This window comes from Cognatiluteimonas sedimenti (assembly GCF_022808325.1).
In the GTDB taxonomy this organism is placed as follows: Bacteria; Pseudomonadota; Gammaproteobacteria; order Xanthomonadales; family Xanthomonadaceae; genus Cognatiluteimonas; species Cognatiluteimonas sedimenti.
The window spans coordinates 1,200,989-1,224,423 of sequence record NZ_JALGCL010000001.1; the positions used below are offsets into that span (position 1 = coordinate 1,200,989).

General features: G+C 70.5%; 17 protein-coding genes and 1 riboswitch. Of the genes, 16 read left to right on the plus strand and 1 reads right to left on the minus strand.

The window, feature by feature from the left end; genetic code table 11:
- Window positions 1-46: 46 nt before the first annotated feature.
- The 8 genes from MQC88_RS05750 (at window position 47) to dusB (ending at window position 10,373) form a co-directional block, all read left to right on the plus strand.
- Entirely contained in the window at window positions 47-577 is a 531-nt protein-coding gene (locus tag MQC88_RS05750; protein ID WP_243319833.1) for a Dps family protein, read from the plus strand.
- Between the two features lie 371 nt (window positions 578-948).
- A complete protein-coding gene (locus MQC88_RS05755; protein ID WP_243319835.1) occupies window positions 949-2,850 on the plus strand; it encodes a hypothetical protein in 1,902 nt (633 codons plus the stop codon).
- Window positions 2,851-2,899: 49 nt separating this feature from the next.
- Window positions 2,900-4,723 carry a DNA helicase RecQ gene (gene recQ, locus MQC88_RS05760; RefSeq protein ID WP_243319836.1) on the plus strand — a complete coding sequence of 608 codons (1,824 nt, stop codon included), beginning with the start codon at window positions 2,900-2,902 and terminating at the stop codon, window positions 4,721-4,723.
- A 295-nt stretch (window positions 4,724-5,018) separates the two neighbouring features.
- On the plus strand, window positions 5,019-5,699 hold the full coding sequence (locus MQC88_RS05765) for a TMEM165/GDT1 family protein (protein WP_243319838.1): 681 nt from the start codon (window positions 5,019-5,021) through the stop codon (window positions 5,697-5,699).
- 50 nt (window positions 5,700-5,749) lie between these two features.
- On the plus strand, window positions 5,750-6,889 hold the full coding sequence (locus MQC88_RS13050) for a GGDEF domain-containing protein (RefSeq protein ID WP_243319840.1): 1,140 nt from the start codon (window positions 5,750-5,752) through the stop codon (window positions 6,887-6,889).
- Between the two features lie 115 nt (window positions 6,890-7,004).
- The gene (locus MQC88_RS05775) at window positions 7,005-8,279 is read left to right on the plus strand and encodes a nucleoside permease (protein WP_243319842.1); all 1,275 of its coding nucleotides are present in this window, start codon (window positions 7,005-7,007) and stop codon (window positions 8,277-8,279) included.
- Window positions 8,280-8,289: 10 nt separating this feature from the next.
- On the plus strand, window positions 8,290-9,270 hold the full coding sequence (locus MQC88_RS05780; RefSeq protein ID WP_425491556.1) for a PfkB family carbohydrate kinase: 981 nt from the start codon (window positions 8,290-8,292) through the stop codon (window positions 9,268-9,270).
- Between the two features lie 104 nt (window positions 9,271-9,374).
- Entirely contained in the window at window positions 9,375-10,373 is a 999-nt protein-coding gene (gene dusB / locus MQC88_RS05785; RefSeq protein WP_243319845.1) for a tRNA dihydrouridine synthase DusB, read from the plus strand.
- On the opposite strand, the gene MQC88_RS05790 is transcribed toward dusB, so the two are convergent.
- Complete coding sequence (locus MQC88_RS05790; RefSeq protein WP_243319847.1) at window positions 10,319-11,371, minus strand: metal-dependent hydrolase; 1,053 nt, start codon at window positions 11,369-11,371, stop codon at window positions 10,319-10,321. The two genes, dusB and MQC88_RS05790, sit on opposite strands and share 55 nt — an antisense overlap.
- 101 nt (window positions 11,372-11,472) lie before the next feature.
- Here MQC88_RS05790 and MQC88_RS05795 point away from each other — a divergent pair, with 101 nt between their 5' ends.
- The 8 genes from MQC88_RS05795 to ahcY all read left to right on the plus strand — a co-directional run bounded on the left by MQC88_RS05795 (window position 11,473) and on the right by ahcY (window position 23,394).
- Complete coding sequence (locus MQC88_RS05795) at window positions 11,473-12,858, plus strand: vanadium-dependent haloperoxidase (RefSeq protein WP_243319849.1); 1,386 nt, start codon at window positions 11,473-11,475, stop codon at window positions 12,856-12,858.
- A 26-nt stretch (window positions 12,859-12,884) separates the two neighbouring features.
- Window positions 12,885-13,553, plus strand: coding sequence for a YkvA family protein (locus MQC88_RS05800; RefSeq protein ID WP_243319850.1), 669 nt, complete (start codon window positions 12,885-12,887; stop codon window positions 13,551-13,553).
- Between the two features lie 117 nt (window positions 13,554-13,670).
- Window positions 13,671-14,366, plus strand: a complete 696-nt coding sequence (locus MQC88_RS05805) for an RNA polymerase sigma factor (RefSeq protein WP_243319852.1) — start codon at window positions 13,671-13,673, stop codon at window positions 14,364-14,366.
- Window positions 14,363-18,727 (plus strand): WD40 repeat domain-containing serine/threonine protein kinase, encoded by a 4,365-nt coding sequence (locus MQC88_RS05810; RefSeq protein ID WP_243319854.1) that lies wholly within the window; start codon window positions 14,363-14,365, stop codon window positions 18,725-18,727. Before MQC88_RS05805 ends, MQC88_RS05810 begins: the two co-directional genes overlap by 4 nt.
- 103 nt (window positions 18,728-18,830) lie before the next feature.
- The gene (locus MQC88_RS05815) at window positions 18,831-19,295 is read left to right on the plus strand and encodes a hypothetical protein (RefSeq protein WP_243319856.1); all 465 of its coding nucleotides are present in this window, start codon (window positions 18,831-18,833) and stop codon (window positions 19,293-19,295) included.
- Entirely contained in the window at window positions 19,292-20,236 is a 945-nt protein-coding gene (locus MQC88_RS05820) for a hypothetical protein (RefSeq protein WP_243319858.1), read from the plus strand. Before MQC88_RS05815 ends, MQC88_RS05820 begins: the two co-directional genes overlap by 4 nt.
- Window positions 20,237-20,532: 296 nt before the next feature.
- On the plus strand, window positions 20,533-21,750 hold the full coding sequence (gene metK, locus MQC88_RS05825; protein WP_243319860.1) for a methionine adenosyltransferase: 1,218 nt from the start codon (window positions 20,533-20,535) through the stop codon (window positions 21,748-21,750).
- A 77-nt stretch (window positions 21,751-21,827) separates the two neighbouring features.
- Window positions 21,828-21,913, plus strand: a riboswitch (S-adenosyl-L-homocysteine riboswitch).
- 50 nt (window positions 21,914-21,963) lie between these two features.
- Complete coding sequence (gene ahcY, locus MQC88_RS05830; RefSeq protein ID WP_243319861.1) at window positions 21,964-23,394, plus strand: adenosylhomocysteinase; 1,431 nt, start codon at window positions 21,964-21,966, stop codon at window positions 23,392-23,394.
- Window positions 23,395-23,435: the final 41 nt, after the last annotated feature.

Sequence of the window (23,435 nt, forward strand, 5' to 3'; positions counted from 1 at the left end):
CCGGCGGGCCCTATTGTGGAGGCTGGATCCGAAACGGAGCACGCCGATGGCCAAGTCCAAGTCCGCGAAACCGAAACCGCAGGCCGCCGCCGCCGCCGCGCCGGCGATCGATATCGGGTTGTCCGGCGCGCAACGCAAGCAGATCGCCGAGGGCCTGTCGCGTTTCCTCGCCGACAGCTACACGCTGTACCTGAAGACCCACAATTTCCACTGGAACGTCACTGGCCCGATGTTCAACACCCTGCACCTGATGTTCGAGACCCAGTACACCGAGCAGTGGACGGCGCTGGACCTGGTGGCCGAACGCATCCGCGCGCTGGGCTACAACGCCCCGGGTTCCTACGCCGAGTTCGCGCGCCTGTCCTCGATCGCCGAGGAACCGGGCCTGGCCGATACCGCCGACTGGCGCGAGATGGTGCGCCAGCTGACCGTCGGCAACGAAGCTGTCTGCCGCACCGCGCGCAAGGTGCTCCAGGGGGCCGACGACGCCGGCGACGACCCGACCGTGGACCTGCTCACCCAGCGCCTGCAGACCCACGAGAAGTACGCCTGGATGCTGCGTTCCCTGTTGCAGTAGACGCGGCGGTGCAAGCGCACCGCCACGCCTGATGGTCCGTTGAGGCGCGGCGCGGGGACAGCACTCCGCCAAGCGAAGCGCAGCCGGCACCGATGCGGACGTGCGTCGCCGTTGCCGCACGGTACCGCGCGCATTGCCGGCGGCCGCGGAGGCTTTCACGGTGCGCGCGGCGTGGTGCCCGAAGCCGCCGTGTATCCTCGCCGCCCATGCCGTCGAACCCGCACGCCGAGCGGTCCCTGCCCAGGCCGCTGGCCGATTGGCGGGCGCGCGTCCCCGGATGGCTGATCTGGGCGGGCGCCTGCGCGGCCGTGGCAGGGGTCGTCGCGCAGCGGATGTGGACCGCGGTCGTTTGGCCCCGGGCCGGGGACCTGATGTTCCTGGCAGTGGCTGCGCTGCTGGCTGCAGCGCTCGTTGCCCGCTGCAGCCGGCTTCGCCTGGCCACCGCGCTGGCGCTGGCATGGCTGCTCGCACTGGCCTGGTTCGCGGGTCCGCTGGTCGTGGCGGCGGGCCTGTTGCTGGCGGTCGCCGCGTTCAACCTTGGCGGCTGGCTGGTTCCGCAGATGCCGTCGCGGCAAGCGGTGGCAACGACCGTCGGCCTGCTGGTGATCGCCGGCATCGGCGGTTGGCTGCTGGCCTTGCCGATCCACTACCGGCTGGCCTGGCTCGTCGCGCTGCTGCTGCCGGTGCTGTTGCGCGCACGCGCCGCGCCCGGCCAACTCGAGGCGTTGCGCAAGGGCTGGTCGGAAGCGGTGGACGCGCATCCGGCGTGGTCGTCGCTGGCGATCATGCTGCTCGGCGTGGCCTCGACCGCGTGCTGGATCCCCAGCATCCAGGCTGACGACGTCGGCTACCACCTGCGGCTCCCCGCGCAGCTGCTCGCCGACCATGCCTATGCCGCCGCGCCCGAACACCAGATCTGGGCGTACGCCTCGTGGGGCAATGACGTCCTGCACGCCATCGTCACCGTGCTCGCCGGCACCACCGACGCACGCGGTGGCCTGAACGGGTTGTGGCTGGCATTGATCGCCGGCCTGACCTGGTCGCTGGTGGCGGTGCTTGGCGGCGACCGGCGTGCGTGCTGGGCGGCGGTGGCGCTGTCGTCCAGCGTTCCGCTGTTGGCCGGACTGGCGGGAAGCATGCACACCGAACTCGCCGCGACCGCCGCGTTGCTGGCGATCGCGCTCCTGGCGGTGGTCGCGCCGCGCAGGTCATGGCTTGCATTGGCGTGCCTGTTCGCGGGCCTGGCGGCGCTCAAGCTCGTGCATGCCTGGAGCGCCCTGCCGCTGCTGGCCTGGTGCCTGTGGCGTTTCCGCTCACGCTGGAGCGCCCGCGCCGCGCTCGCGGCAGCGACGTTGTCGGTGCCGCTCGCCGGTTCGAGCTACCTGCAGGCCTGGCTGGCGACGGGCAATCCGGTGCTGCCGCTGTTCAACGGGGTCTTCGCTTCGCCCTACGCGCCGGTCGCGAACTTCGACGACCCGCGCTGGCACGCCGGGCTGGGCCCGGGGCTGCCGTGGACGCTGGTCTTCGATACCCCGCGCTTTCTCGAGGACGGGCGGGCGGCGCTCGGCTTCGCCAGCGTGGCCCTGCTGGGCGGCTGGCTGGCGGCACTGCTGGAGCCGCGGTTGCGCACGATCGCCGGCGTCGCGACCTTGGTGTTCGTGTTGCCACTGTTCGGGCTGCAGTACGCGCGCTATGCATTCCCGGGCCTGATGCTGCTGCTCCCGATCGTCATCGTCGCCGTGTCCACGCGGATGCGGCGCGGGTCTTTCGCGCTGCTGGTGGTAGGCCTGTGCGCGCTCAACGCCTGTTTCATCCCCAACGGCAACTGGAGCCTCGGGGTGCCGGCGTTGAAGCGCTACGTGACGTCGGGTGGTGATCCTTCGGAGGTCTTCCGGCGCTTCCTCCCCGAGCGCGAAGTCCTGCGGCAATTGCGGCAATCGCCGTTGCCCGCGGCCAGGCGCGGCAACGTGCTGGCCACCGACCCCTCGCGCCCGTATGTCGCCGAACTCGGCCGCCGCGGGCGCAACGTCTCCTGGTATTCCCCCGCCCTGCAACGGGCCGCCGTACAGGCCGGGCGCGATGCCGATGGCAGCGCATGGCGGGCCCTGTTCGCACGCCATGGCGTGCGCTGGGTACTGGTCGGCAGCGGCCATGCCAGCCCGGCGTTGATGCGCGGCATCGCCGGAGCCGGCGGCAGCCTGTTCGCGCAATCGCGCGACGTGCAACTGTGGCAACTCGATCACGCGCCGTTGCGGCAAAGCCCCACGCGATAACGCATCGAAAGCCGGGATCGGCGACGGCGCCACTTGCTATCCTGCCGCGATGTCCAACGCCGCCCTCGACCAGCTACGCCACGTCTTCGGCTACGACGCCTTCCGCGGCGAGCAGGCGGCCATCGTCGACCACGTCGCCGCCGGCGGTGACGCGCTGGTGCTGATGCCCACCGGCGGCGGCAAGTCGCTGTGCTACCAGTTGCCGGCGTTGCTGCGCGAGGGCACCACGATCGTGGTCTCGCCGCTGATCGCGTTGATGCAGGACCAGGTCGAGGCGCTGAAGCAGCTCGGCGTGCGCGCCGCCTTCCTCAATTCCACCCAGGACGCGGGCGAGGCGGCGACGATCGAGCGGCAGCTGCTCGAGGGTGGCCTCGACCTGCTCTACGTCGCCCCGGAACGGCTGCTTGCGCCACGGTTCCTGTCGCTGCTGGAACGCGCGCGGATCGCGCTGTTCGCGATCGACGAGGCCCATTGCGTGTCGCAGTGGGGCCATGATTTCCGTCGCGAGTACCGCGAACTCACGCTGCTGCACGAGCGCTGGCCGCAGGTGCCGCGGATCGCGCTCACCGCCACCGCCGACGCCCCGACCCGGCGCGAGATCGTCGAGCGCCTGGCGCTGGAGGACGCGCGCCAGTTCGTCAGTTCCTTCGATCGACCCAACATCCGCTACGCGGTCGTCGCCAAGCACGACGCGCGCCGGCAGCTGCTGGCCTTCCTCGACGGCCACCGGGGCGATTCCGGCATCGTCTACTGCCTGTCGCGGCGCAAGGTCGAGGCGATCGCCGAGCATCTCGCCAGCCGGGGCATCACCGCGCTGCCCTACCACGCCGGGCTGGATGCGACCGTGCGTGCCGCCAACCAGCGCCGCTTCCTGCGCGAGGACGGCGTGGTGATGGTGGCGACCATCGCCTTCGGCATGGGCATCGACAAGCCCGACGTGCGCTTCGTCGCGCACCTGGACCTGCCCAAGTCGCCGGAGGGCTATTACCAGGAGACCGGGCGCGCCGGGCGCGATGGCGAAGCGGCCGACGCCTGGCTGGCCTACGGCCTCGGCGACGCGGTCCTGCTGCAGAAGATGATCGAGGATTCGGACGCCGGCGAGGACCGCAAGCGGCTGGAACGTCGCAAGCTCGATGCGCTGATCGGCTATTGCGAATCCACCGGGTGCCGGCGGCAGACGCTGCTGGCGTATTTCGGCGAAGCCCATCCCGGCGCCTGTGGCAACTGCGACAACTGCCTGTCGCCGCCAGTGACGGTGGACGGCACCGTGGTCGCGCAGAAGGCGCTGTCCTGCGTCTATCGCAGCGGCCAGCGCTTCGGCGCCGCGCACCTCACCGACATCCTGCGCGGCGCCGATACCGCCAAGGTGCGGCAGTTCGGCCACGACGCGCTCAGCACCTACGGCGTCGGCGGCGACCTCGACGCCCGGCAGTGGCGCAGCGTGTTCCGGCAACTGGTGGCGGCCGGCCTGCTCGAAGTCGACATCGAGGGCCACGGCGCGCTGCGCCTGACCGCAGCCAGCGCGGCCGTGCTCAGGGGCGGGCGCACGCTGTCGCTGCGGGTCGATCCGGCGGCTCCCGCGCCGCCGCGGCGCGAACGCGGGCGTGGCGGATCCGCGACGAGCGTGCCGACTGAGCTGCCGGCGGCCGCGGCCGCGCGCTTCGAGGCGCTGCGGGCATGGCGCGCCGGCGTGGCGCGCGAGCAGAACCTGCCCGCCTACGTGATCTTCCACGACCGCACCCTGCGCGAAATCGCGCTGGAACAGCCGGCCGACCTCGATGCCCTGGCCGGGATCGGCGGCGTCGGCGCGGGCAAGCTCGAGCGGTATGGCCAGGCCCTGCTGCAGCAACTGGCGGGCGCCGACTCCGGCTGAGGCCGGGCTCGCCTGCGCGCGGGACGCCGCGTTGCCGGCAGCGGCATTGGCCCGCGCGCGAGGCAACCGCTAGACTGCGCGCACTTCCTCCTCCGGGGAGTAGCCCCTCCGCGTCCTGGCCATGCCGGCGTTCGCGGAGACGCGCGTCAACACGCTTGGCCGGCAGGCCATGGCACGCGAGGCAGCCGTCGCAGGACGGCATGCCGGGCAAGACCGAAGGCAGGCGTCGCGCACCCGGGCCGGGCAGCGCGGCGTTTGCTTTCGCCTCCGCGATTGCCCGGCCCCGGAGTCCCCAATGGATGTTTTCCTGCTTGCCGATGGCCTGCGATCCGCCGGCGCGCTTGCGCATGCTGGTCTTCCGCAGGCATGGGCCGGCGCCGCGCTGCCGCTCGCCGCGCTGGCCAACGCACCGCTGTGGCCCGCGCTGGTATCGACCGGCACCGTCGCGGTTGCCGAGATCGGCGACAAGACCCAGCTGCTTGCGCTGCTGCTGGCCGCGCGTTTCCGCAAGCCCTGGCCGATCGTCGCCGGGATCCTGGTGGCCACGCTCCTCAACCATGCCCTGGCGGGCTGGGCGGGCGCCCTGGCCGCGTCGTGGCTGACGCCCGCGGTGATGCGCTGGATCGTCGCCGCCAGCTTCATCGCCATCGCACTGTGGACGCTCAAGCCGGACAAGCTCGACGAGGACGACGATCCATTGCCCGCGCGCGGCGCCTTCATCGCCACCACGATCGCCTTCTTCGTCGCCGAAATCGGGGACAAGACCCAGGTCGCGACGGTGTTGCTGGCGGCGAACTATTCGCCGTTGTGGCAGGTGGTCGCCGGCACCACCGTGGGCATGCTCCTGGCGAACGTGCCCGTGGTGGCGCTGGGCAACCGCTTTGCGCAACGCCTGCCGCTGCGCGCGGCGCGGATCACCGCCGCGCTGGTGTTCCTCGCACTCGGGTCGTGGGTCCTGCTGCGCGGGATCGGCTGAAGCGGCGGCCTGCGGTTATGCTGCACGCGACGCGGAACGCGGGGGCACGCGTGTACGGCAGATCGACCCAGGGGTACGGCAAGGTGCTGGCGACGCTGCTGGTGCGGCCGGACGAGATCATGCTCGAACTGGGCGCCGGCGGCGAGTTGCTGGTGGCGCGCCTGCGCGCGTGGCTGTCGGCGCTGATCCTGCTGCTGCCGCTGGTCAATGCGGCCGGCGGCGGCGATGTCGACGAGACCGTGATCGGGCTCGCGGCGGCGGTGTTCGTCAACATCATGGCGCAGGTCTGGCTGGTGCTGGCCCGCGGCGGCCGGCGCCATCACTGGCTGCCGTTCGCCACCTGCACCTACGACATCAGCACCACTACCGGCGTGCTGGTGCTGCTCGCGCTCGGCGACCGCGCGGCGGGCATGAACTCGATGGTGGTGTGGTGCTTCTACCTGGTTGCCATCGCCATGACCGCGCTGCGCAACGACGGCCGCCTGACGCTGTACGCGGGCCTGCTGTCGATCGCGCAGTACGCGCTGCTGGCCTGGACCCTGTTCGCCACCGCCGCCAGCCCCGACCAGCTGGTGTCGGTCGACTACGGCACCGCCACCGTCGCCAACCAGGGCATGCGCTTGGTGCTGCTGCTGATCATGACCCTGCTCACCGCCACCATCGTCTACCGCATGCAGCGCCTGGTGGAACTGTCCGGGCGCGACGGCCTCACCGGCCTGCCCAACCGCATGTGGCTGCTGCAGCAGATGCCGCACGTGCTCGACTCGCTGCGCAACGGTGGCGGATCGCTGACCCTGGTGCTGCTGGACCTGGACCGCTTCCGCCTGATCAACGACGAGATCGGCCACCTCGACGGCGACCGCGCGATCCGGCACGTGGTCGCACTGCTGGCCCAGGGCGTGCACGAGCGCGAACGCCTGATCCGGCTGGGCGGCGAGGAGTTCGTGCTGCTGCTGCACTGCCCGGTGGGCAGCGGCTGGGAGCGCATCGAGCAGTTGCGGCGCACGCTGTACGACCGCCCGTTCCAGCCCGGCCGCGGCGCCGACCTGCAACGCATCACCTTCAGCGCCGGACTGGCCGCGTGGCCGCAGGACGGGGCCGACCTGTCGGCCCTGCTGGGCAGCGCAGACCGCCGCCTGCAGGCCTGCAAGCGCGAAGGCGGCAACCGGGTCATGGCGCGCGACGGCTGAAGCGCCGCGGCGGCGGATCGCGCGGCCAACGCTTCACGCCGGCCGCGAATCCCACTACGCTCCCGGGAAGCGACGACCATCGACGGCCTTCGCCTGCCCCAGGGGAGCGACACGGGTGAGCCTGAAACTGCGTCTGATCGTGATGAATTTCCTCCAGTTCTTCGTCTGGGGGGCGTGGCTGCTGACCATCGGCGCGTACTGGTTCCAGACCAAGCAATGGTCCGGCACCAGCTTCGGCGCGATCTTCTCCACCATGGGCATCGCTTCGCTGTTCATGCCGGCGCTGATGGGCATGGTCGCCGACAGGTGGATCAACGCCGAAAAGCTCTACGGCATGCTGCATGTCGGCGGCGCGGTGATGCTGTTCCTCGTGCCCACGGTGCAGGACCCGCACACCATGTTCTGGGTGATGCTGGTCAACATGGTCTTCTACATGCCGACCATCGCGCTGGCGATCACCGTCGCCTACAACGCGCTCAAGAACCAGGGCATGGACGTGGTCCGCGACTACCCGCCGATCCGGGTGTGGGGCACGATCGGCTTCATCGCCGCGCTGTGGACCACCAGCCTGCTGCACCTGGAGACCTCGGCGGGCCAGTTCTACGTCGCCTCCGGCGCCTCGCTGCTGCTGGGGCTGTACGCCTTCACCCTGCCGCCGTGCCCGCCCAAGCTGCGCCGTGGCGAGAGCCGCGCGCTGGTCGATACCCTCGGGCTGTCGTCGTTCCGCCTGTTCCGCGACCGCAACATGGCGGTGTTCTTCGTGTTCGCGATGCTGCTGGGCGCGGCGCTGCAGCTGACCAACGCCTACGGCGACACCTTCCTGCACGACTTCGCCAACGTCGACGCGTACAAGGACACGCTCGCGGTGCGCTACCCCGCGATCATCATGTCGATCTCGCAGATCTCCGAAACGCTGTTCATCCTCACCATCCCGTTCTTCCTCAAGCGCTTCGGGATCAAGACGGTGATGACGATCAGCATGCTGGCCTGGTTCCTGCGCTTCGGCCTGTTCGCCTATGGCGACCCGGGCCCGGGGCTGTGGATGATCGTGCTGTCGTGCATCGTCTACGGCATGGCGTTCGACTTCTTCAACATCTCCGGTTCGCTGTTCGTCGAGCAGCAGAGCGACCCGCGCATCCGCGCCAGCGCCCAGGGCCTGTTCATGCTGATGACCAACGGCGTCGGCGCGGTGCTCGGCAGCGCGATCAGCGGCTGGATGATCGACCGCTTCTTCACCGATGCCGGCGGCGCCAAGGACTGGCATGGCATCTGGACCACGTTCGCGCTGTACGCCCTGGCGATGGCGGTGCTGTTCGTGCCGCTGTTCAAGCATCGCCACGTGCGCGAACCGGCGGTGCCGGCGCATTCCGGGCTCGACGTCGGGCCGTGAGCCGGCGGCCGTGATCGCGGGCCGCGCCGGGGTCGTGGTGGTCGGCTCGTTCAACGTCGACCACGTCTGGCGCTGCGCGGAATTGCCGCCGCCCGGCGCGACCCTGGCCGGTGATTACGCCAGCAGCGCCGGCGGCAAGGGCTTCAACCAGGCCATCGCCGCGGCGCGCGCGGGCGCGCGCACCACCTTCGTCTGCGCGCTCGGGGAGGATGCCGGCGGCCGCCAGGCGCGCGCACTGGCCGCCGCCGACCACCTCGACCTGCGGGCGGCCCGCAGCGATGCGCCGACCGGCACCGCCGGCATCTTCGTCGACGCCCGGGGACGCAACAGCATCGTGATCGGCGCCGGCGCCAATGCCACGCTGTCGCCGGGCTTCGTCGCCGCCCAGGACGACGCGACCGCGGCGGCGGCGGTCGTGCTCGCCCAGCTCGAATCGCCCGTGGCTGCCGTCGCCCAGGCGCTGCGCGGCGCGCGCGCCGCCGGTGCGATCGCGATCCTCAACCCCGCGCCGGCCAATGCGCCGACCTCGCCCGGGCTGCTGGCGCTGGCCGACATTTTGACGCCCAACGAAAGCGAGTTCGCCGCGCTGCTGGCGAGGCATGCCGATTTCCGCATCGACCCGGCCGCCCTTGCCGGCAGCGAAGACGCCGGCCTGCACGCACTTGCGCGCCGTCTGCTGCCGCACGGCACCGTGGTGCTCACGCTCGGCGCCAGCGGCCTGCTGGTCTCGCATCCACCATCGGCGACGCGCGGTGACGCACGCGACTGCTACCGCCTCGCCGCCGAAGCAGCCGACGTGGTCGACACCACCGGCGCCGGCGACGCCTGCAACGGCGCGCTGGCCGCAGCGCTGGCGCTGCACCCGCAACGCGCGTTCCGGGAGCATGCCGTGTTCGCCAATCGCTATGCCGCGCTCTCGACCGAACGCGCCGGCGCCGCGGCCGCGATGCCCTCGCTGACCTGCTTCCGCGCGCGCCATCGCGGCGATTAGCTCCGCGGCACGCGGGGGAAAGCCTCGTCGCGGTGCTTGCGAAGGCCCCTGCCAGCCCGCCCGCGCGCCGTGAGCGCCGCGGGCGCCGCCCCTACAATGGGCGCATGCGCATCGGCCCCCACGACATTTCGCCACGCGTGATCCTGGCACCGATGGCCGGGGTCACCGACAAGCCGTTCCGGCAGCTGTGCAAGCGACTGGGCGCGGGCATGGCGATGTCGGAGATGACCACCTCCGACCCGCGCTTCTGGAACACGCGCAAGTCGTTGCAGCGCATGGACCACGCCGGCGAGCCGGATCCGGTCGGCGTGCAGATCGCCGGCACCGACCCGGCGACGATGGCCGCGGCGGCGCGCCACAACGTCGACCACGGCGCCCAGGTGATCGACATCAACATGGGCTGCCCGGCGAAGAAGGTCTGCAATGCCTGGGCCGGCTCGGCGCTGATGCGCGACGAGGCCCTGGTCGCGCGCATCCTCGCGGCGGTGGTGGCCGCGGTCGACGTGCCGGTGACGCTGAAGATCCGCACCGGCTGGGATCCGCAGCACCGCAACGCGCCGGCAATCGCGCGCATCGCGCAGGACTCCGGGATCGCGGCGCTGGCCGTGCACGGCCGCAGCCGCGAGCAGCAATACAACGGCGTCGCCGAGTACGACACCATCGCCGCGATCAAGGCGGACCTGTCGATCCCGGTGATCGCCAACGGCGACATCGACTCGCCGCGCAAGGCCGCGTTCGTGCTGGCGCATACGGGCTGCGACGCGGTGATGGTCGGCCGGGCCGCGCAGGGCCGGCCGTGGATCTTCCGCTCGATCGCGCACTACCTGGCGCGCGGCGAATTGCTGGCGGAGCCGCCGGCCACGGAAGTGCGCGACATCCTGCTCGACCACCTCGAGGCCCTGTACGCCTTCTACGGCGAGGAAGCCGGCGTGCGCATTGCCCGCAAGCACCTGGGCTGGTACGCGAAGGACCGTCCGGAAAATTCTGCCTTCCGCGCCGTGGCCAATCGCGCCCAGGCGGCGCAGGAACAGCTTCGATTGACCCGCGATTACTTCGACGCGCTGTCCGCCGGCGCCGTCGCCGAGTTGCCGAACGCCGCGTGAACCCGCCCCCCGTCGCGCCATTGCCGCCACAGCATCCGCAGGGCCTTGCGTAGCTGCTGCCGGTTCGGGTCGAACGGCGGGATCGCGCGCCAGCCGTCGCCGTCGCGCACCGCCACCGCGAAACGGAAGGCATAGTCCGGCGCCTGCCCCATGCGCAGGTCGGACAGCTGCAGCTGCCCGTCATGCACCTGGGCGGACATGAAGCCGTGGTTGAACCAGCGCAGCCGGCGCACGGCGGGCAGGCCGTCGGCGGACTCCAGCGCCGCGGTATCCGACGGGTAGCGATGCAGCTGCATCGGCCCGTTCGCGTCCAGCGCGCGTTCGCCCTCGACGTAGCCGTCGCCGGTCATCGCCACCACCCGCCAGCGTTGCGTGGTCAATGGCATCGGCACCGAGAACCACGGCGCATTGCCCAGCCCGCGCGCGGCCAGCACCGGCGTGGCAGCCTGGTCGACCATCGCCTTGGCCACCAGCGACCAGCCCACATAGGCCACGCCCAGCGCGATGCCCGCGACCAGCGCGCGCTGCGCGAGCAGTCGTTCGCGCGCCCACCAGGCCACCACGCAGGCCAGCAGCCACGGCAGCGTGAACAGCGGATCGACGATGAACAGGCTGCTCCACATGATCGGCCGCATCGGCAACGGCCAGAACAACTGGGTGCCGTAGATGGTGAAGGCGTCGATCAGCGGATGCGCCATCAGGCAGGCGAAGATCGCCCACCACCAGCGCACCGGCGCTTCGGCCACGCGGCCGCCACGGCTGCGGAAGAATGCCCAGATCGCCCATGCCAGCAACGGCAGCACCAGCCAGGAATGGGTGGCGCTGCGGTGCCAGGTCATGCGCACGATCGGGTTGTCGCACAGCGCCAGCGGGAACACGTCCAGGTCCGGCAGCGTGTTGAGCGCGGCGCCCGCCAGCAGCGCCGCGCGCCGGTGCCGCGCCGGGGCGATCGCAGCGACGATGGCGCCGCCGAGGAACAGGTGGGTGATCGAATCCATGCCGGCATGCTAACCGCCGCCACCGCCCCCGCGATCGGCTGTAATCGCGCCGCGTGCCGCCCGTACTCCTTGTCGCCATCCACCGCAACGAGGACCCCGCCATGCATGCATCCAGCCGTCGCCACCCGGTATCCCGCCCGTACCCGCTTTATTGCGCGCTCGCCACGGCCCTGCTCGCGGCCGTGCCTGCGTGGGCCCACGCCAGTGCCGTCACCCAGTGGAACACCATCGTGTCCACCGCGCCGGTGGCACCCGTGTTCGGTGGCCCGCCGCAACAGGCGCGGGTCAACGCCATGGCCCAAGTCGCGGTGCACGACGCGCTGAATTCGATCGATCCGCGCTACCGGACCTACAGCGTCCTGCCGGGCGCCGCCGCGGACGCGAACCCGGAGGCCGCCATCGCCGCGGCAAACCATCGCGTGCTGCATGGACTGATCGACCCGAAGCCGGCGAGCGCGGGCAAGACCGCCGCCCTGGACGCCATCGATGCCGCCTATGCCACCGCGCTCGACGCGATCCCCGATGGCGACGCCGAAACCCATGGTGTCGCCGCCGGCGTCGCCGCGGCCGACGCGATCCTGGCCGCCCGCGCCAACGACGGCTCCGACACCCCCAACCTGCCCTACGCGGCGCCGCTGGCCGTGGGTGTCTACCAGCCCACGCCGGTGATGGACACCGACCCGCAAGCCTACATCGTGCCCGCCAACGAGGGCTGGGGCCGGATGCTGCCGTTCGTGATGCGCAGCCAGTCGCAGTTCCGCTTCGATCCCGGCGACCTGTTCGACGTCACCGGCAAGGCCTACACGCGCAACTACAACGAGGTGAAGGCCAAAGGCGATGCCCTGGTGCGTGGTGCCGCGCCGGATTCGGCGGAAAGCGACATCGCCCGCTTCTGGCCCGGCGGCGGCGCCAACTGGAACCGCGTGCTGCGCGAGATCCTGGCGGCACCGCAAAACAACCCGCAACTGGACCTCGACCTCGACCTGTGGCAGCAGGCGCGGCTGTTCGCGCTCGCCAACCTGGCCGAATCCGACGCCGCGATCGCGGTCTTCGACACCAAGTACGCCTACCGCTTCTGGCGCCCGGTCACCGCGATCCGCTGGCAGGACGACGGCAACCCGGCGACCGCGCCCGACGCAGGCTGGTGGTCGTTCCTGGCCACCCCGCCCTACCCGGATTACGTCTGCGGCCTGACCAATGCCAGCGGCGCCCATGCCGAAGTCCTGCGCCGCTTCTTCGGCACCGACGACATCGCCTGGGGCTTCACCTTCAACGCCCCGGCGGTACCGCTGCCGGCGCCGTTGCTGCCGCTGCCGGCCAAGCCGATCACGCGCGCCTTCGTATCGCTGCACGAGGCCACGGGCGAAGCGGTGGATGCGCGCGTGTTCGGCGGCATGCATTTCCGCGAGGGCTGCGTGAAAGGCGTGAAGCAGGGCGAACAGGTCGGCCGTTTCGTGTTCCAGCACGCACTGCGCCCGCTGCGCTGATCGCGGGTGCCCACCCGGAGTACGCCATGAACGTGTTTGCAGCAAGAACGGCGCCGCCACGGCGCGCCAGCATGACCTTCCCGCTCGGCTTCCTCGATTTCCTCAAGGTCAGCCCCGGTCGCCGCCACCACGTCGGCGACTACGAGCTGCAGCCGCAGCGGCTCGAGCGCTTCAACCGGGTCCTGCGCGAACTCAGCCCGGAAGCGTCGGCGATGACCCTGGACCAGATCGCCAGCGCCGCCAAACGCGCGCTGGAAAGGCACCCCGACGGCAGCACGCCGCCGTTCGTGCAGGCGCGCATGGATGCGCTGCGGCGGCTGGAAGCGCTGGCTGTCGACGATGCCTTCGAGCCGGGCCCGGAGTTGCGGCGCCAGGTGCGCGTCCTGCAGGCCTACCGGGCCGACGACGCGGACCTCATCCCGGACGACATCGCCGTGGTCGGCCTGCTCGACGATGCCGTGCTCGTCGACATCGCCCTGCAACTGCTGCAGCGCGAACTCGCCGATTACGAGGATTTCTGCCGTTTCCGCAAGGTCGCGGCGGATTTCGCCGGGATGGACGAAGCCGCCACCGGCCTGACCCGCGGCCATTGGCTGGAAGCCCTCGAGCAGGCCCACGCCAGCCTGGCCAAGGTCGCGGCCACGCCGGTGCGTTTCGTGCCGGATCCGCGCGCCAGCTTGTTCCATATCGGCTGATGCCAGGCACCGGTCGGCGGCCTGCCATCCATGCGATCCGCGTTCAACAGGGACGCAGGTCGCAATGCCGGAGGCAGGCGTGGCCAATGCCGGGTCGATGCCCATGAGCCGCCTGCCATGAGCAGGTTCCAGACCACGCGCTGGAGCCTGATCGCCGCCGCCGCGCACGAGACCCCCGCGCATGCGCGGCCGGCGCTGGAACAGCTGTGCCGCGCCTACCGGCCACCGGTACTGGCCTACATCCGCCGCAGCGGCCATGCCGCCATCGATGCCGAGGACCTCGCGCAGGCGTTCTTCCTGCGCTTCCTGGAACGCGGCTGGTACACCGACGCCGACCCGCGACGTGGCCGTTTCCGCAACCTGCTGCTGGCCTCGTTGCGGCATTTCCTCGTCGACGAGCACGCGCGCGAGGTCGCGGCGAAGCGCGGCGGCGGAGCCGCGCACGACGATGCAGACGCCGTGCAGCTGCAGGCTGACGAGGAGACACCGGAGCAGGCCTTCGACCGTGCCTGGCTGGGCACCGTGCTGGCACGGGCAATGGCGCGGCTGCAGCGCGAATGGATGATGGCCGGCAAGCAGTCGCAGTTCGCGAAGCTGGCGCCGTTGCTGGTCGAACGACCGGATCGCGACGCGGTGGGCAAGGTCGCCGACGCCAGCGGCCAGCGCGGCAACACGGTGTCGGTGCAGGTGCACCGCATGCGCAAGCGCCTGCGCCAGCTGGTGCGGCTGGAACTGATGCAGACCGTCGGCGACCGCGAGGCGCTCGAGGAGGAACTACAACAATTGCGCGTCGTGCTGGAAGCAGGCGCATGAGCGGCCCGCGCGATCCGCAACCCGCGGTGGAGGGCGGCCCGTCGCCCAGCCACTGGTGGCTGGATCCGGCGCTGGCGCAACTGGCCTTCGGTGCCAGCGTACGCGCCGGCAAGACGGCGTCGGTGTCGATCGCCTCGGCGATGTTCAATGCCCTGCAGGGCGCGGATGCGGCGACCCTGGACCTGGAGGATCCCGCGCAGCGCGCCTTCGGCGACTACGAGCTGTTGGAACAGATCGGCCAGGGCGGCATGGGCATGGTGTTCCGCGCCAGGCAGCAGCGACTGGGGCGGGAGGTGGCGATCAAGCTGCTGTCGGCCGGCGCCTGGGCGCCAGAACCGCTGGTCGACAGCCTGCGCCGCGAGGCCCGCCACGCCGCGCAACTGCAGCACGCCAACATCGTCACCGTGTTCGAGATGGGCGAGCACGAGGGCCTGATCTTCTATGCGATGCAACTGGTGCGCGGGCGCAGCCTCTCGCAGCAACTCGACGCCGACGGCCCGCTGCCGGCACGCGACGCGGCGCGGCTGCTGCGAACGATCGCCGAGGCAGTGGACTACGCGCACCAGCTCGGCGTGCTCCACCTCGACCTCAAGCCCGGCAACATCCTGATCGAAGCCAACCACGGCGATGGCGCCGGCGCACCGCTGGTCACCGACTTCGGCCTGGCGCGGCGGATCGAACAGGCGCTGGAGCGCGACAACATCTCGGGCACGCCCAGCTACATGGCGCCGGAACAGGCGCGCACCGACGGCCCGGCGCTGACGCCCGCCACCGACGTCTGGGCGCTGGGTGCGGTGCTGTACGAAAGCCTGACGGGGCATCCGCCCTTCGAAGGCGAGGACGCCGCCGCTACTGTGCGCCTGTTGCTGGAAGCCGAGGTGCGCAAGCCCAGCCGCTACCTGAGCGTGCCGGGCGACCTCGAGGCGATCTGCCTGAAATGCCTGCGCAAGGATCCCGCACAGCGCTATCCCGATGCGCGCGCGCTTGCGGACGACCTCGGCCATTACCTCGAAGGCCGCGAAGTCAGCGTGCGCCCGCTCAGCGCAGCGCAACGACTGTGGCGCTGGGCGCGGCGCGAGCCACGGGTTGCTGGCGGCCTGGGCTTTGCCGTGCTGTCGCTGGTAGTCGGGGTGTTCGCCACTTCGCTGCAGTGGCAACGCGCCGACGCCAACGCCCGCACCGCCAGCGAGCGCCTGTGGGAAACGCGGCGCGAAGCGGCGGTGCGCGCCAGCATGGATGGCAACGGCAACGATGCCCTGCCGCGCCTGCTCGCCAACATCCAGGAACTCGAGGGCGCCGGCGACGGCGACGCGGCGCTGCTGGACCGGCGCCGCTTCGGCATGCTGGCGCAGCAGGGCGTACAGCTGATCGACGCCATCGCGGTGGCCGACGCCAATCCGATGGCCGTGGAACTCAGCCCCGACGGCAGCCTGCTCGCCATCGCCTACAACGACCTGAGCGTGCGCTGGTACGACACCGCGACCTTGCACGAGCGCGGCCGCGCCAGCCTGCAGGGCCGCAAGAGCGCCGACGGCGGGCCGCGGCTGCCGATCCTGCTGCGCTTCGCCGGCGACTCCCTGCTGCGCGTCACCCTGCACTGGTACGACAACCAGACCAGCCCGACCGACGGCGACAGCTGGCTGGTCGACCTGCGGCGCGCGGCCGTCGTCGAGCCGCCGCCCGGGTTCGCCGATTTCGCCGACGCCAACTTCAGCGACGACGGCACGCTGGCGCTGCTGCGCGACCGCCGCAAGCGGGTGCAACTGTGGCAGGTGTCGCCGTGGCAGCCGCGCTCCCCGCTGATCGATCCCGGTGGCGCTGGACGCGTGGATGACCTGAGCTGGCTGCTGGGTCCGCGGATGGTGGCAATGCTGCCGGTGGCGATGCTCGAGATGCACCTGTTCCGGATGCCGCGCCTTGCGGCCGCGGGCAAGCTCGCGATGCCCAACCGGGTCTCGGTGTCCGCCTGGAACCAAAGCCATGACGGGCACTGGATCGCGTTGGGCAATTTCGATGGACAGCTGTTCCTGCTCGACACCCGGCTGCGCACGCTGCGCACGTTGCCGACCGCGCGCGGGCGCGAGATCACCTGGGTGGAATTCAGCAGCGACGACGCCTGGCTGGCGGCCTGCAGCTACGACGGCACCGCCTATGCCTTCGATGTCGCCAGCGGCGAGGTGCTGGTCTCCGGGCAGATGCGCCACGATTTCATCCTGCATCGGGTCGGCATCGACCACGGGCAGCGCCTGCTGGTCGCCGCGGGCGAAGGCCGGGTCGGGCTGTGGCGCATCCCGCGCGCCGGACCGCGTGCGTCGGCGGCGCAGCGGATCGACCTGGCGCCGGCGCCGCATGGACTGAGCGGGCCCTACGCGGCCAGCTGGTCGTTCCGCAGCGGCCTGCTCGCCAGCGCGGGCATCGACGGCCAGGTACGCCTGTGGCGCCTGCCGCGGCCCCCCTCCCTGCCGGCGCTGGCGCCGCGGCAGATCGCCGAGGAACTGGAGTTCGACGGCCAGCGCATCGTCGACGTGGAATGGCACCGGCTGCGTCTCTATTCGACTTCCCGCGGTGCCTCGTCGCCGTGGCTCGAACTGCCGCAGCCTCCCGGCTTCGCCGAGCTGGTCGACCGCGGCCGCACCCTGCTGGTCACCGTGGGGCCGAGCCTTCGGGTGTACGACGTACCTTCGCTGCGGCTGCGGTTCGCGCCGATCGCCCTGCCCGACAGTCCGCAGCGGTTGCTGGCATCGCCGGACGGCGGGCGCGTACTGCTCAGCTTCGGCGGACACGGCCCGGTCGGCTTCGAGGATCGCCTGCGCCAGTACGATCTTCGGCGCGGCACGCGGCTGGCCGGCGACCTCGCCCTGCCCGGTCCACTGCGGCAGATCGCGTTTTCCGCCGATGGTTCGCGCCTGCTCGCGGTCGGACCGGCCGAAGCCGCCACCGACGTGCTGGCAGCCACGCGCCTGGGGCGGCTGGCGCAATACCCGCATGACGCCTTCCAGCCGGTGACCTGGGCGGCATTCGCGCCGGGCCGTCGCGACCTGCTGCTGGCCACGCGCGCGCCGGACCCACGACTGGGAAGCGACGTGCTGATGGATTGGGATCCCGATGCCGACGCGGTGCGCTCCGAGCGCCCGCTGGGTGCGGCGCAACCGCTGTCGGTGATTGCCTACGGGGCGCGGACCTACGTCGCCGGACTCGGCACCGACCTGTTGTTCAATGCCAGCGGCGCGGCGCGCGCCGCCCAGCGCTACACCGGTACGGAAGCCACCGCGGTTGCGGCGCTCAGTCCGGATGCGCGGATCGTCGCCCATGCCTTCCGCCGCGAGGTGCAACTGGTCGACGCGCGCAGCGGTACGGCCATCGGCCCCCCGCTGCAGGCCGACATCAATGCCATAGACGTGCTGCAGCAGCTGGCGTTTGCGCCGGACGGCCGCTCCCTGCTCGGCCGCTCCCTGCACGGACATTGGCTGTTGTGGCCGATCGCGCCGGACCTCCGGCCGACGGCGCAAATCGCCGAACGGCTCGGTTACACCCAGGTCCAGGACGACCACCCGGCGCGCCTGCGGGCACTGGACGCAGCGAAGCGCAACGCGCTGCGCGCCAGCGATCCCGGGCCCTGGCCCGCGGTCGAACCGCGCCCCCCGGTCACCGCCAGCCACAGTGCCAACCGGCACTGGCAAGTCGGGCGCCCGAACCTGGACCGTGGCCCGATCCCGGATCGCGACCCCGCCACGCCGCCGCAGATGCTGGACCTGGCGGCGCACTACAATCGCTCGCCCGATGGCGTGGAGATGCCGTTCTACAGCGTGCGCGCACAACTGCGTCCGTATCCGGTTGGCGTGCAGCGCATCGGTGGCATCGACTTCGACTTGCGTGGCGTCATGGATGTCTCCAGGAACGACGACAACGTCGGCAACCTGCCGATGGGCCCGCGATGCATCGAGATTCCTGCCGCCCGCGTCGCCGCGGTGCATGCGCTGGTGCAGTCGGTGATCCGGCAGCCCACCGAAGTGGTCACCACGATCGCCAGCCTGACCTGGCGCTACCGCGACGGCAGCCGGGCGCGGGTGCCGATCCGCACCCTGCGGGAAGTGCCCGGCTTCTCCGGGCGCGACCAGCAGGTGCCGGAAGTGTTCGGCATCAGCCTGGCCTCGCGGTACTTCGGCTTCCGTGGTGAAACCCTGAGCGCGCCACGCCTGCCCAATCCGCAGCCCGGGCGCGCGGTGGACGCGCTCTGCCTCTCCATCCCCGACGACGCGGAGCCGCTGTCGGTGTTCGCGCTCACGCTGGAGGGCGCCACGAAGCCGCCTTTCGTCGGAAAGCCTGCCATTGCCGCGGCCGTTTCCCGTAACCACCATTGAAGGCGACCGGGTGGAGGCAACCGGATCCGGATCCGCCGCGCCCAAGCCCCCGATCGAAGGCCGTCATCGCAACCCGCACAAGCAGCCACCGGAGAAGTTCGCCATGTACCGGACCATCCCCGCCATCGCCGCGTTTTTCACCATTACCCTCGCTGCGCTGCCCGTGCATGCCTGCGGCGAGGGCCAGTTCAACCTGGGCCAGGGCATGCGCTACCAGGGCTACCTGGCGCCGCGCCCCGCCACGGTGCTGGTATACGACCAGGATCCCGCCCAGCGCCGCTCGATCTACCAGGGCCTGGACCGCGCCGGCCACCACCTGACGGTCGCCCGTACCCAGGACGACCTGGTCCGCGCATTGCGCAGCAAGCACTTCGACGTGGTCATCAGCGAACTCGGCGATTCCGGCGCGATCGACGCCGGGTCCGGGCGCCTGCTGCCGGTGGTGCAGCGCCAGCAACGCAACGACGCGGGCCTCCGCGGCCGCTTCCAGGTCTTCCTGCTCGACGGCGCCAGCCTCGGGCAGTACCTGAAGGGCATCGACCGCTTGCTTCGGGGCACGCTGAAATGACAGCGCGCGCGGCGCGATGGAGCGTCTTCGCGCTGGCGGCCTGTACCGTGCTGGGGTGGATCCCGCAGGCGCGGGCCGACGGCGACGAATTCGACGCTGGCGGCGGCGCCGATCCCGGCGGACAGCGCGGCACCATGTCGCTGGCCTACCAGACCCTGCACAGTTCCGGCCTGCTGCTGCAGGACGGCATCAACAACCATGGCGCGATCACCGACACGCAGAGCCTGCGGCTGTCGGTCGACTACCTGCTCGATGGCGGCTGGGAGCTGCATGCGGCGCTGCCCTACATCAGCAAGCGCTCGCTGCACGACAATGGCAACCACAATCCCCTGAACCTGGTCCTGCCGCACCCGGAGTCGCAGTTCCTGGACGATGGCCGCTACCACGGCGGGCTGCAGGACCTGCAACTGGGCGTGTCCCGCCACCTCGTGCGGGGCCGCTACCGGATCGAGCCGCACGTGGTGCTGACCTGGCCCAGCCACGACTACACCTTCTTCGCCAATGCCGCGATCGGCCAGCACCTGCGCAAGCTCAAGTTCGGCGCGGACGTGACCCGCCAGCTGGCGGACTCGAACTTCTACTGGTCGGCGGGCTACGACTACGAGTTCACCGAGAAGGTGATGGACATCGGCATCGACAAGCAGCACGCGCGGCTTGCCGCCGGGTATTTCTTCAGCCCGACCTGGTCGGGACGCGTGTTCGCCACCATGCGCCGCAGCCAGGGGCGCGACGCCGACTTCTTCAGCCCTGCCAACCGCGACGAATACTGGTACCACCACGACCAGTTGTCGCGGCACAACTACGCCATCGCCGGATTCGGCGCGACCTGGCGCATCAACGACCGCTACGCGCTGTCAGGAACCGTCGGCAGGATGGTCTGGGGCCGCACCGTGCACGAGCTCAAGCGCGCCTACGAACTGGAACTCAGCCGCAGCTTCTGACCACCGGTGCCGCGGCCCGTTGCGGCCTGCATGGCCGCGCACCGGCAGCGCGGGCCGCAACGCCCGCGGGAACCGTGGCGGCGGCAAGTCCCGGGCGCGATCCGGGCCGCAGGGAAACCCGTGAACCCGTCCGACGCGCAACAGCCGCGCGGCGGATCCCGGGACGACAATGAACGGCGCCGCGCCCGCGCCGGGCCGCCGCACGTACGCCGTCCTGGGGCATCATGCAGTCCCCCGGCCGGGCGTGTATCATGCACGGCCATCCTTTCATCCGCATCAAGGGATATAAGCCTACGATGACCAGCTCCGCCTACCTGTTCACTTCCGAATCGGTCTCCGAAGGCCATCCGGACAAGGTCGCCGACCAGATTTCCGACGCCGTGCTCGACGCGATCCTGGCCCAGGACAAACGCGCCCGCGTGGCCTGCGAAACCATGGTCAAGACCGGCGTGGCGATCGTCGCCGGCGAGATCACCACGTCCGCATGGATCGACCTCGAGGCCTTGACCCGCAAGGTGATCCTGGACATCGGCTACGACAGCAGCGAAGTCGGTTTCGACGGCGCCACCTGCGGCGTGCTCAACCTGATCGGCAAGCAGTCGCCCGACATCAACCAGGGCGTCGACCGCAAGAAGCCCGAGGAACAGGGCGCCGGCGACCAGGGCCTGATGTTCGGCTACGCCACCAACGAGACCGACAGCGGCATGCCGGCGGCAATCCATCTCTCGCACCGGCTGGTCGAGCAGCAGGCCAAGGTGCGCAAGAAGAAGAATTCCCCGCTGCCGTGGCTGCGCCCGGATGCGAAGTCGCAGGTCACCCTGCGCTACGAGGACGGCAAGGCGGTGGCCATCGACGCGGTGGTGCTGTCGACCCAGCACGACCCCGACGTGAAGCAGAAGGACTTGGTGGAGGCGGTGCGCGAGCACATCCTCAAGCCGGTGCTGCCCGCCAAGTGGCTGCACAAGGGCACCAAGTTCCACATCAACCCGACCGGCAAGTTCGTGATCGGCGGCCCGGTCGGCGATTGCGGCCTGACCGGCCGCAAGATCATCGTCGACACCTACGGCGGCTGGGCCCGCCACGGCGGCGGCGCGTTCTCGGGCAAGGATCCGTCCAAGGTCGACCGCTCGGCGGCCTACGCCGCGCGTTACGTGGCCAGGAACATCGTTGCCGCCGGCCTGGCCGACCGTTGCGAAGTGCAGGTGAGCTACGCGATCGGCGTCGCCCACCCGACCTCGATCTCGGTCACCACGTTCGGCACCGGCAAGGTCTCCGATGCGCAGATCGAGAAGCTGATCCGCGCGCACTTCGACCTGCGCCCGTACGGGATCCTGCGGATGCTCGACCTGATCCACCCGATGTACCAGCGCACCGCTTCCTATGGCCACTTCGGCCGCAAGCCGGAAGTGGTCGAGTACGTCGACGGCGCGGGCAAGAAGCAGAAGGCGACCGCATTCTCGTGGGAGCAGACCGACAAGGCCGAGGAACTGCGCAAGGCCGCGAAGCTGAAGTAGGGACCAGCATCGCGCCGGGAACCACCCGGCGCGATGCGCAAGACAGGCGCGGACGTCGAGCGACGGCCGCGCCCTCCTCCATCGAGGGGCGCTGCAAGCCCGGCGCAAGGCGCAAGGGAACAGGCTCGATGGACGGCAAACGCAACAACGGCGCCCGTTAATGCGAGTCCCTGCCAACAGCGCATGCGGACTTCCAACAACGGAGCAACACACATGAACGCTGTCGCCAAGACCTTCTCGACCGAAGGCGACTACAAGGTCGCCGACATCTCGCTGGCCGACTGGGGGCGCAAGGAAATCGACATCGCCGAGCACGAGATGCCGGGCCTGATGTCGATCCGCAAGAAGCACGCCGGCAGCAAGCCGCTCAAGGGCGTGCGCGTGACCGGTTCGCTGCACATGACCATCCAGACGGCGGTGCTGATCGAGACGCTGAAGGACATCGGCGCCGACGTGCGCTGGGCTTCGTGCAACATCTTCTCCACCCAGGACCACGCCGCGGCGGCGATCGCCGCGAGCGGCACGCCGGTGTTCGCCTGGAAGGGCGAGTCGCTGGAGGAATACTGGGACTGCACCCTCGACGCGGTCACCTTCCCCGGGGGCAAGGGTCCGCAGCTGGTCGTCGACGACGGCGGCGACGTCACCCTGCTGATCCACAAGGGCTACGAGCTGGAGCAGGGTTCCAGGTGGGTCGACGAGCCCGCCGCTTCGCACGAGGAAGGCGTGATCAAGGCGCTGCTCAAGCGCGTGGCGACGGAGCGTCCCGGCTTCTGGACCAACGTCGTCCGCGACTGGAAGGGCGTGTCGGAGGAAACCACCACCGGCGTGCACCGCCTCTACCAGATCGCCGAACAGGGCAAGCTGCTGGTGCCGGCGATCAACGTCAACGATTCGGTGACCAAGTCCAAGTTCGACAACCTGTATGGCTGCCGCGAGTCGCTGGCCGACGGCCTCAAGCGCGCGATGGACGTGATGCTGGCGGGCAAGGTCGCGGTGGTCTGCGGCTATGGCGACGTCGGCAAGGGCTCGGCGCACTCGCTGCGCGCCTACGGCGCGCGCGTGGTGGTCACCGAGATCGACCCGATCTGCGCACTGCAGGCGGCGATGGAGGGCTTCGAGGTCAACACCGTCGAAAGCACGCTCGGGCGCGGCGACATCTACGTCACCACCACCGGCAACAAGGACGTGCTCACGCTCGCCCACATGCAGGCGATGAAGGACCAGGCGATCGTCTGCAACATCGGCCACTTCGACAACGAGATCCAGGTCGATGCCCTGTACGCCTCCGGCGCCACCCACACCAACATCAAGCCGCAGGTGGACAAGTACACCTTCCCCGGTGGCAACAGCATCTTCCTGCTCGCCGAAGGCCGCCTGGTGAACCTGGGCTGCGCCACCGGCCATCCGAGCTTCGTGATGTCGAACTCGTTCTCCAACCAGACGCTGGCCCAGATCGACCTGTGGGCGAACCGGGACAAGTACGAGAAGACCGTGTACCGCCTGCCCAAGCAGCTCGACGAGGAAGTCGCGCGCCTGCACCTGGAGAAGATCGGCGTGCAGCTGACCACGCTGACCAAGGCGCAGGCCGATTACCTCGGCGTCGCGGTCGAGGGGCCGTACAAGCCCGAGCACTACCGCTACTGAGGGTGCGTGCGGGCGGCTGCGGCCGCCCGCTTCGCTTTGCA

Bases quoted from the DNA above. Each gene is read 5' to 3' on its own strand.
- MQC88_RS05750 (WP_243319833.1), top strand. From the start codon at position 47: ATGGCCAAGTCCAAGTCCGCGAAACCGAAACCGCAGGCCGCCGCCGCC.
- MQC88_RS05755 (WP_243319835.1), top strand. From the start codon at position 949: ATGTTCCTGGCAGTGGCTGCGCTGCTGGCTGCAGCGCTCGTTGCCCGC.
- recQ (WP_243319836.1), top strand. From the start codon at position 2,900: ATGTCCAACGCCGCCCTCGACCAGCTACGCCACGTCTTCGGCTACGAC.
- MQC88_RS05765 (WP_243319838.1), top strand. From the start codon at position 5,019: ATGGATGTTTTCCTGCTTGCCGATGGCCTGCGATCCGCCGGCGCGCTT.
- dusB (WP_243319845.1), top strand. From the start codon at position 9,375: ATGCGCATCGGCCCCCACGACATTTCGCCACGCGTGATCCTGGCACCG.
- MQC88_RS05790 (WP_243319847.1), bottom strand. From the start codon at position 11,371: ATGGATTCGATCACCCACCTGTTCCTCGGCGGCGCCATCGTCGCTGCG.
- MQC88_RS05795 (WP_243319849.1), top strand. From the start codon at position 11,473: ATGCATGCATCCAGCCGTCGCCACCCGGTATCCCGCCCGTACCCGCTT.
- MQC88_RS05800 (WP_243319850.1), top strand. From the start codon at position 12,885: ATGAACGTGTTTGCAGCAAGAACGGCGCCGCCACGGCGCGCCAGCATG.
- MQC88_RS05805 (WP_243319852.1), top strand. From the start codon at position 13,671: ATGAGCAGGTTCCAGACCACGCGCTGGAGCCTGATCGCCGCCGCCGCG.
- MQC88_RS05810 (WP_243319854.1), top strand. From the start codon at position 14,363: ATGAGCGGCCCGCGCGATCCGCAACCCGCGGTGGAGGGCGGCCCGTCG.
- MQC88_RS05815 (WP_243319856.1), top strand. From the start codon at position 18,831: ATGTACCGGACCATCCCCGCCATCGCCGCGTTTTTCACCATTACCCTC.
- MQC88_RS05820 (WP_243319858.1), top strand. From the start codon at position 19,292: ATGACAGCGCGCGCGGCGCGATGGAGCGTCTTCGCGCTGGCGGCCTGT.
- metK (WP_243319860.1), top strand. From the start codon at position 20,533: ATGACCAGCTCCGCCTACCTGTTCACTTCCGAATCGGTCTCCGAAGGC.
- ahcY (WP_243319861.1), top strand. From the start codon at position 21,964: ATGAACGCTGTCGCCAAGACCTTCTCGACCGAAGGCGACTACAAGGTC.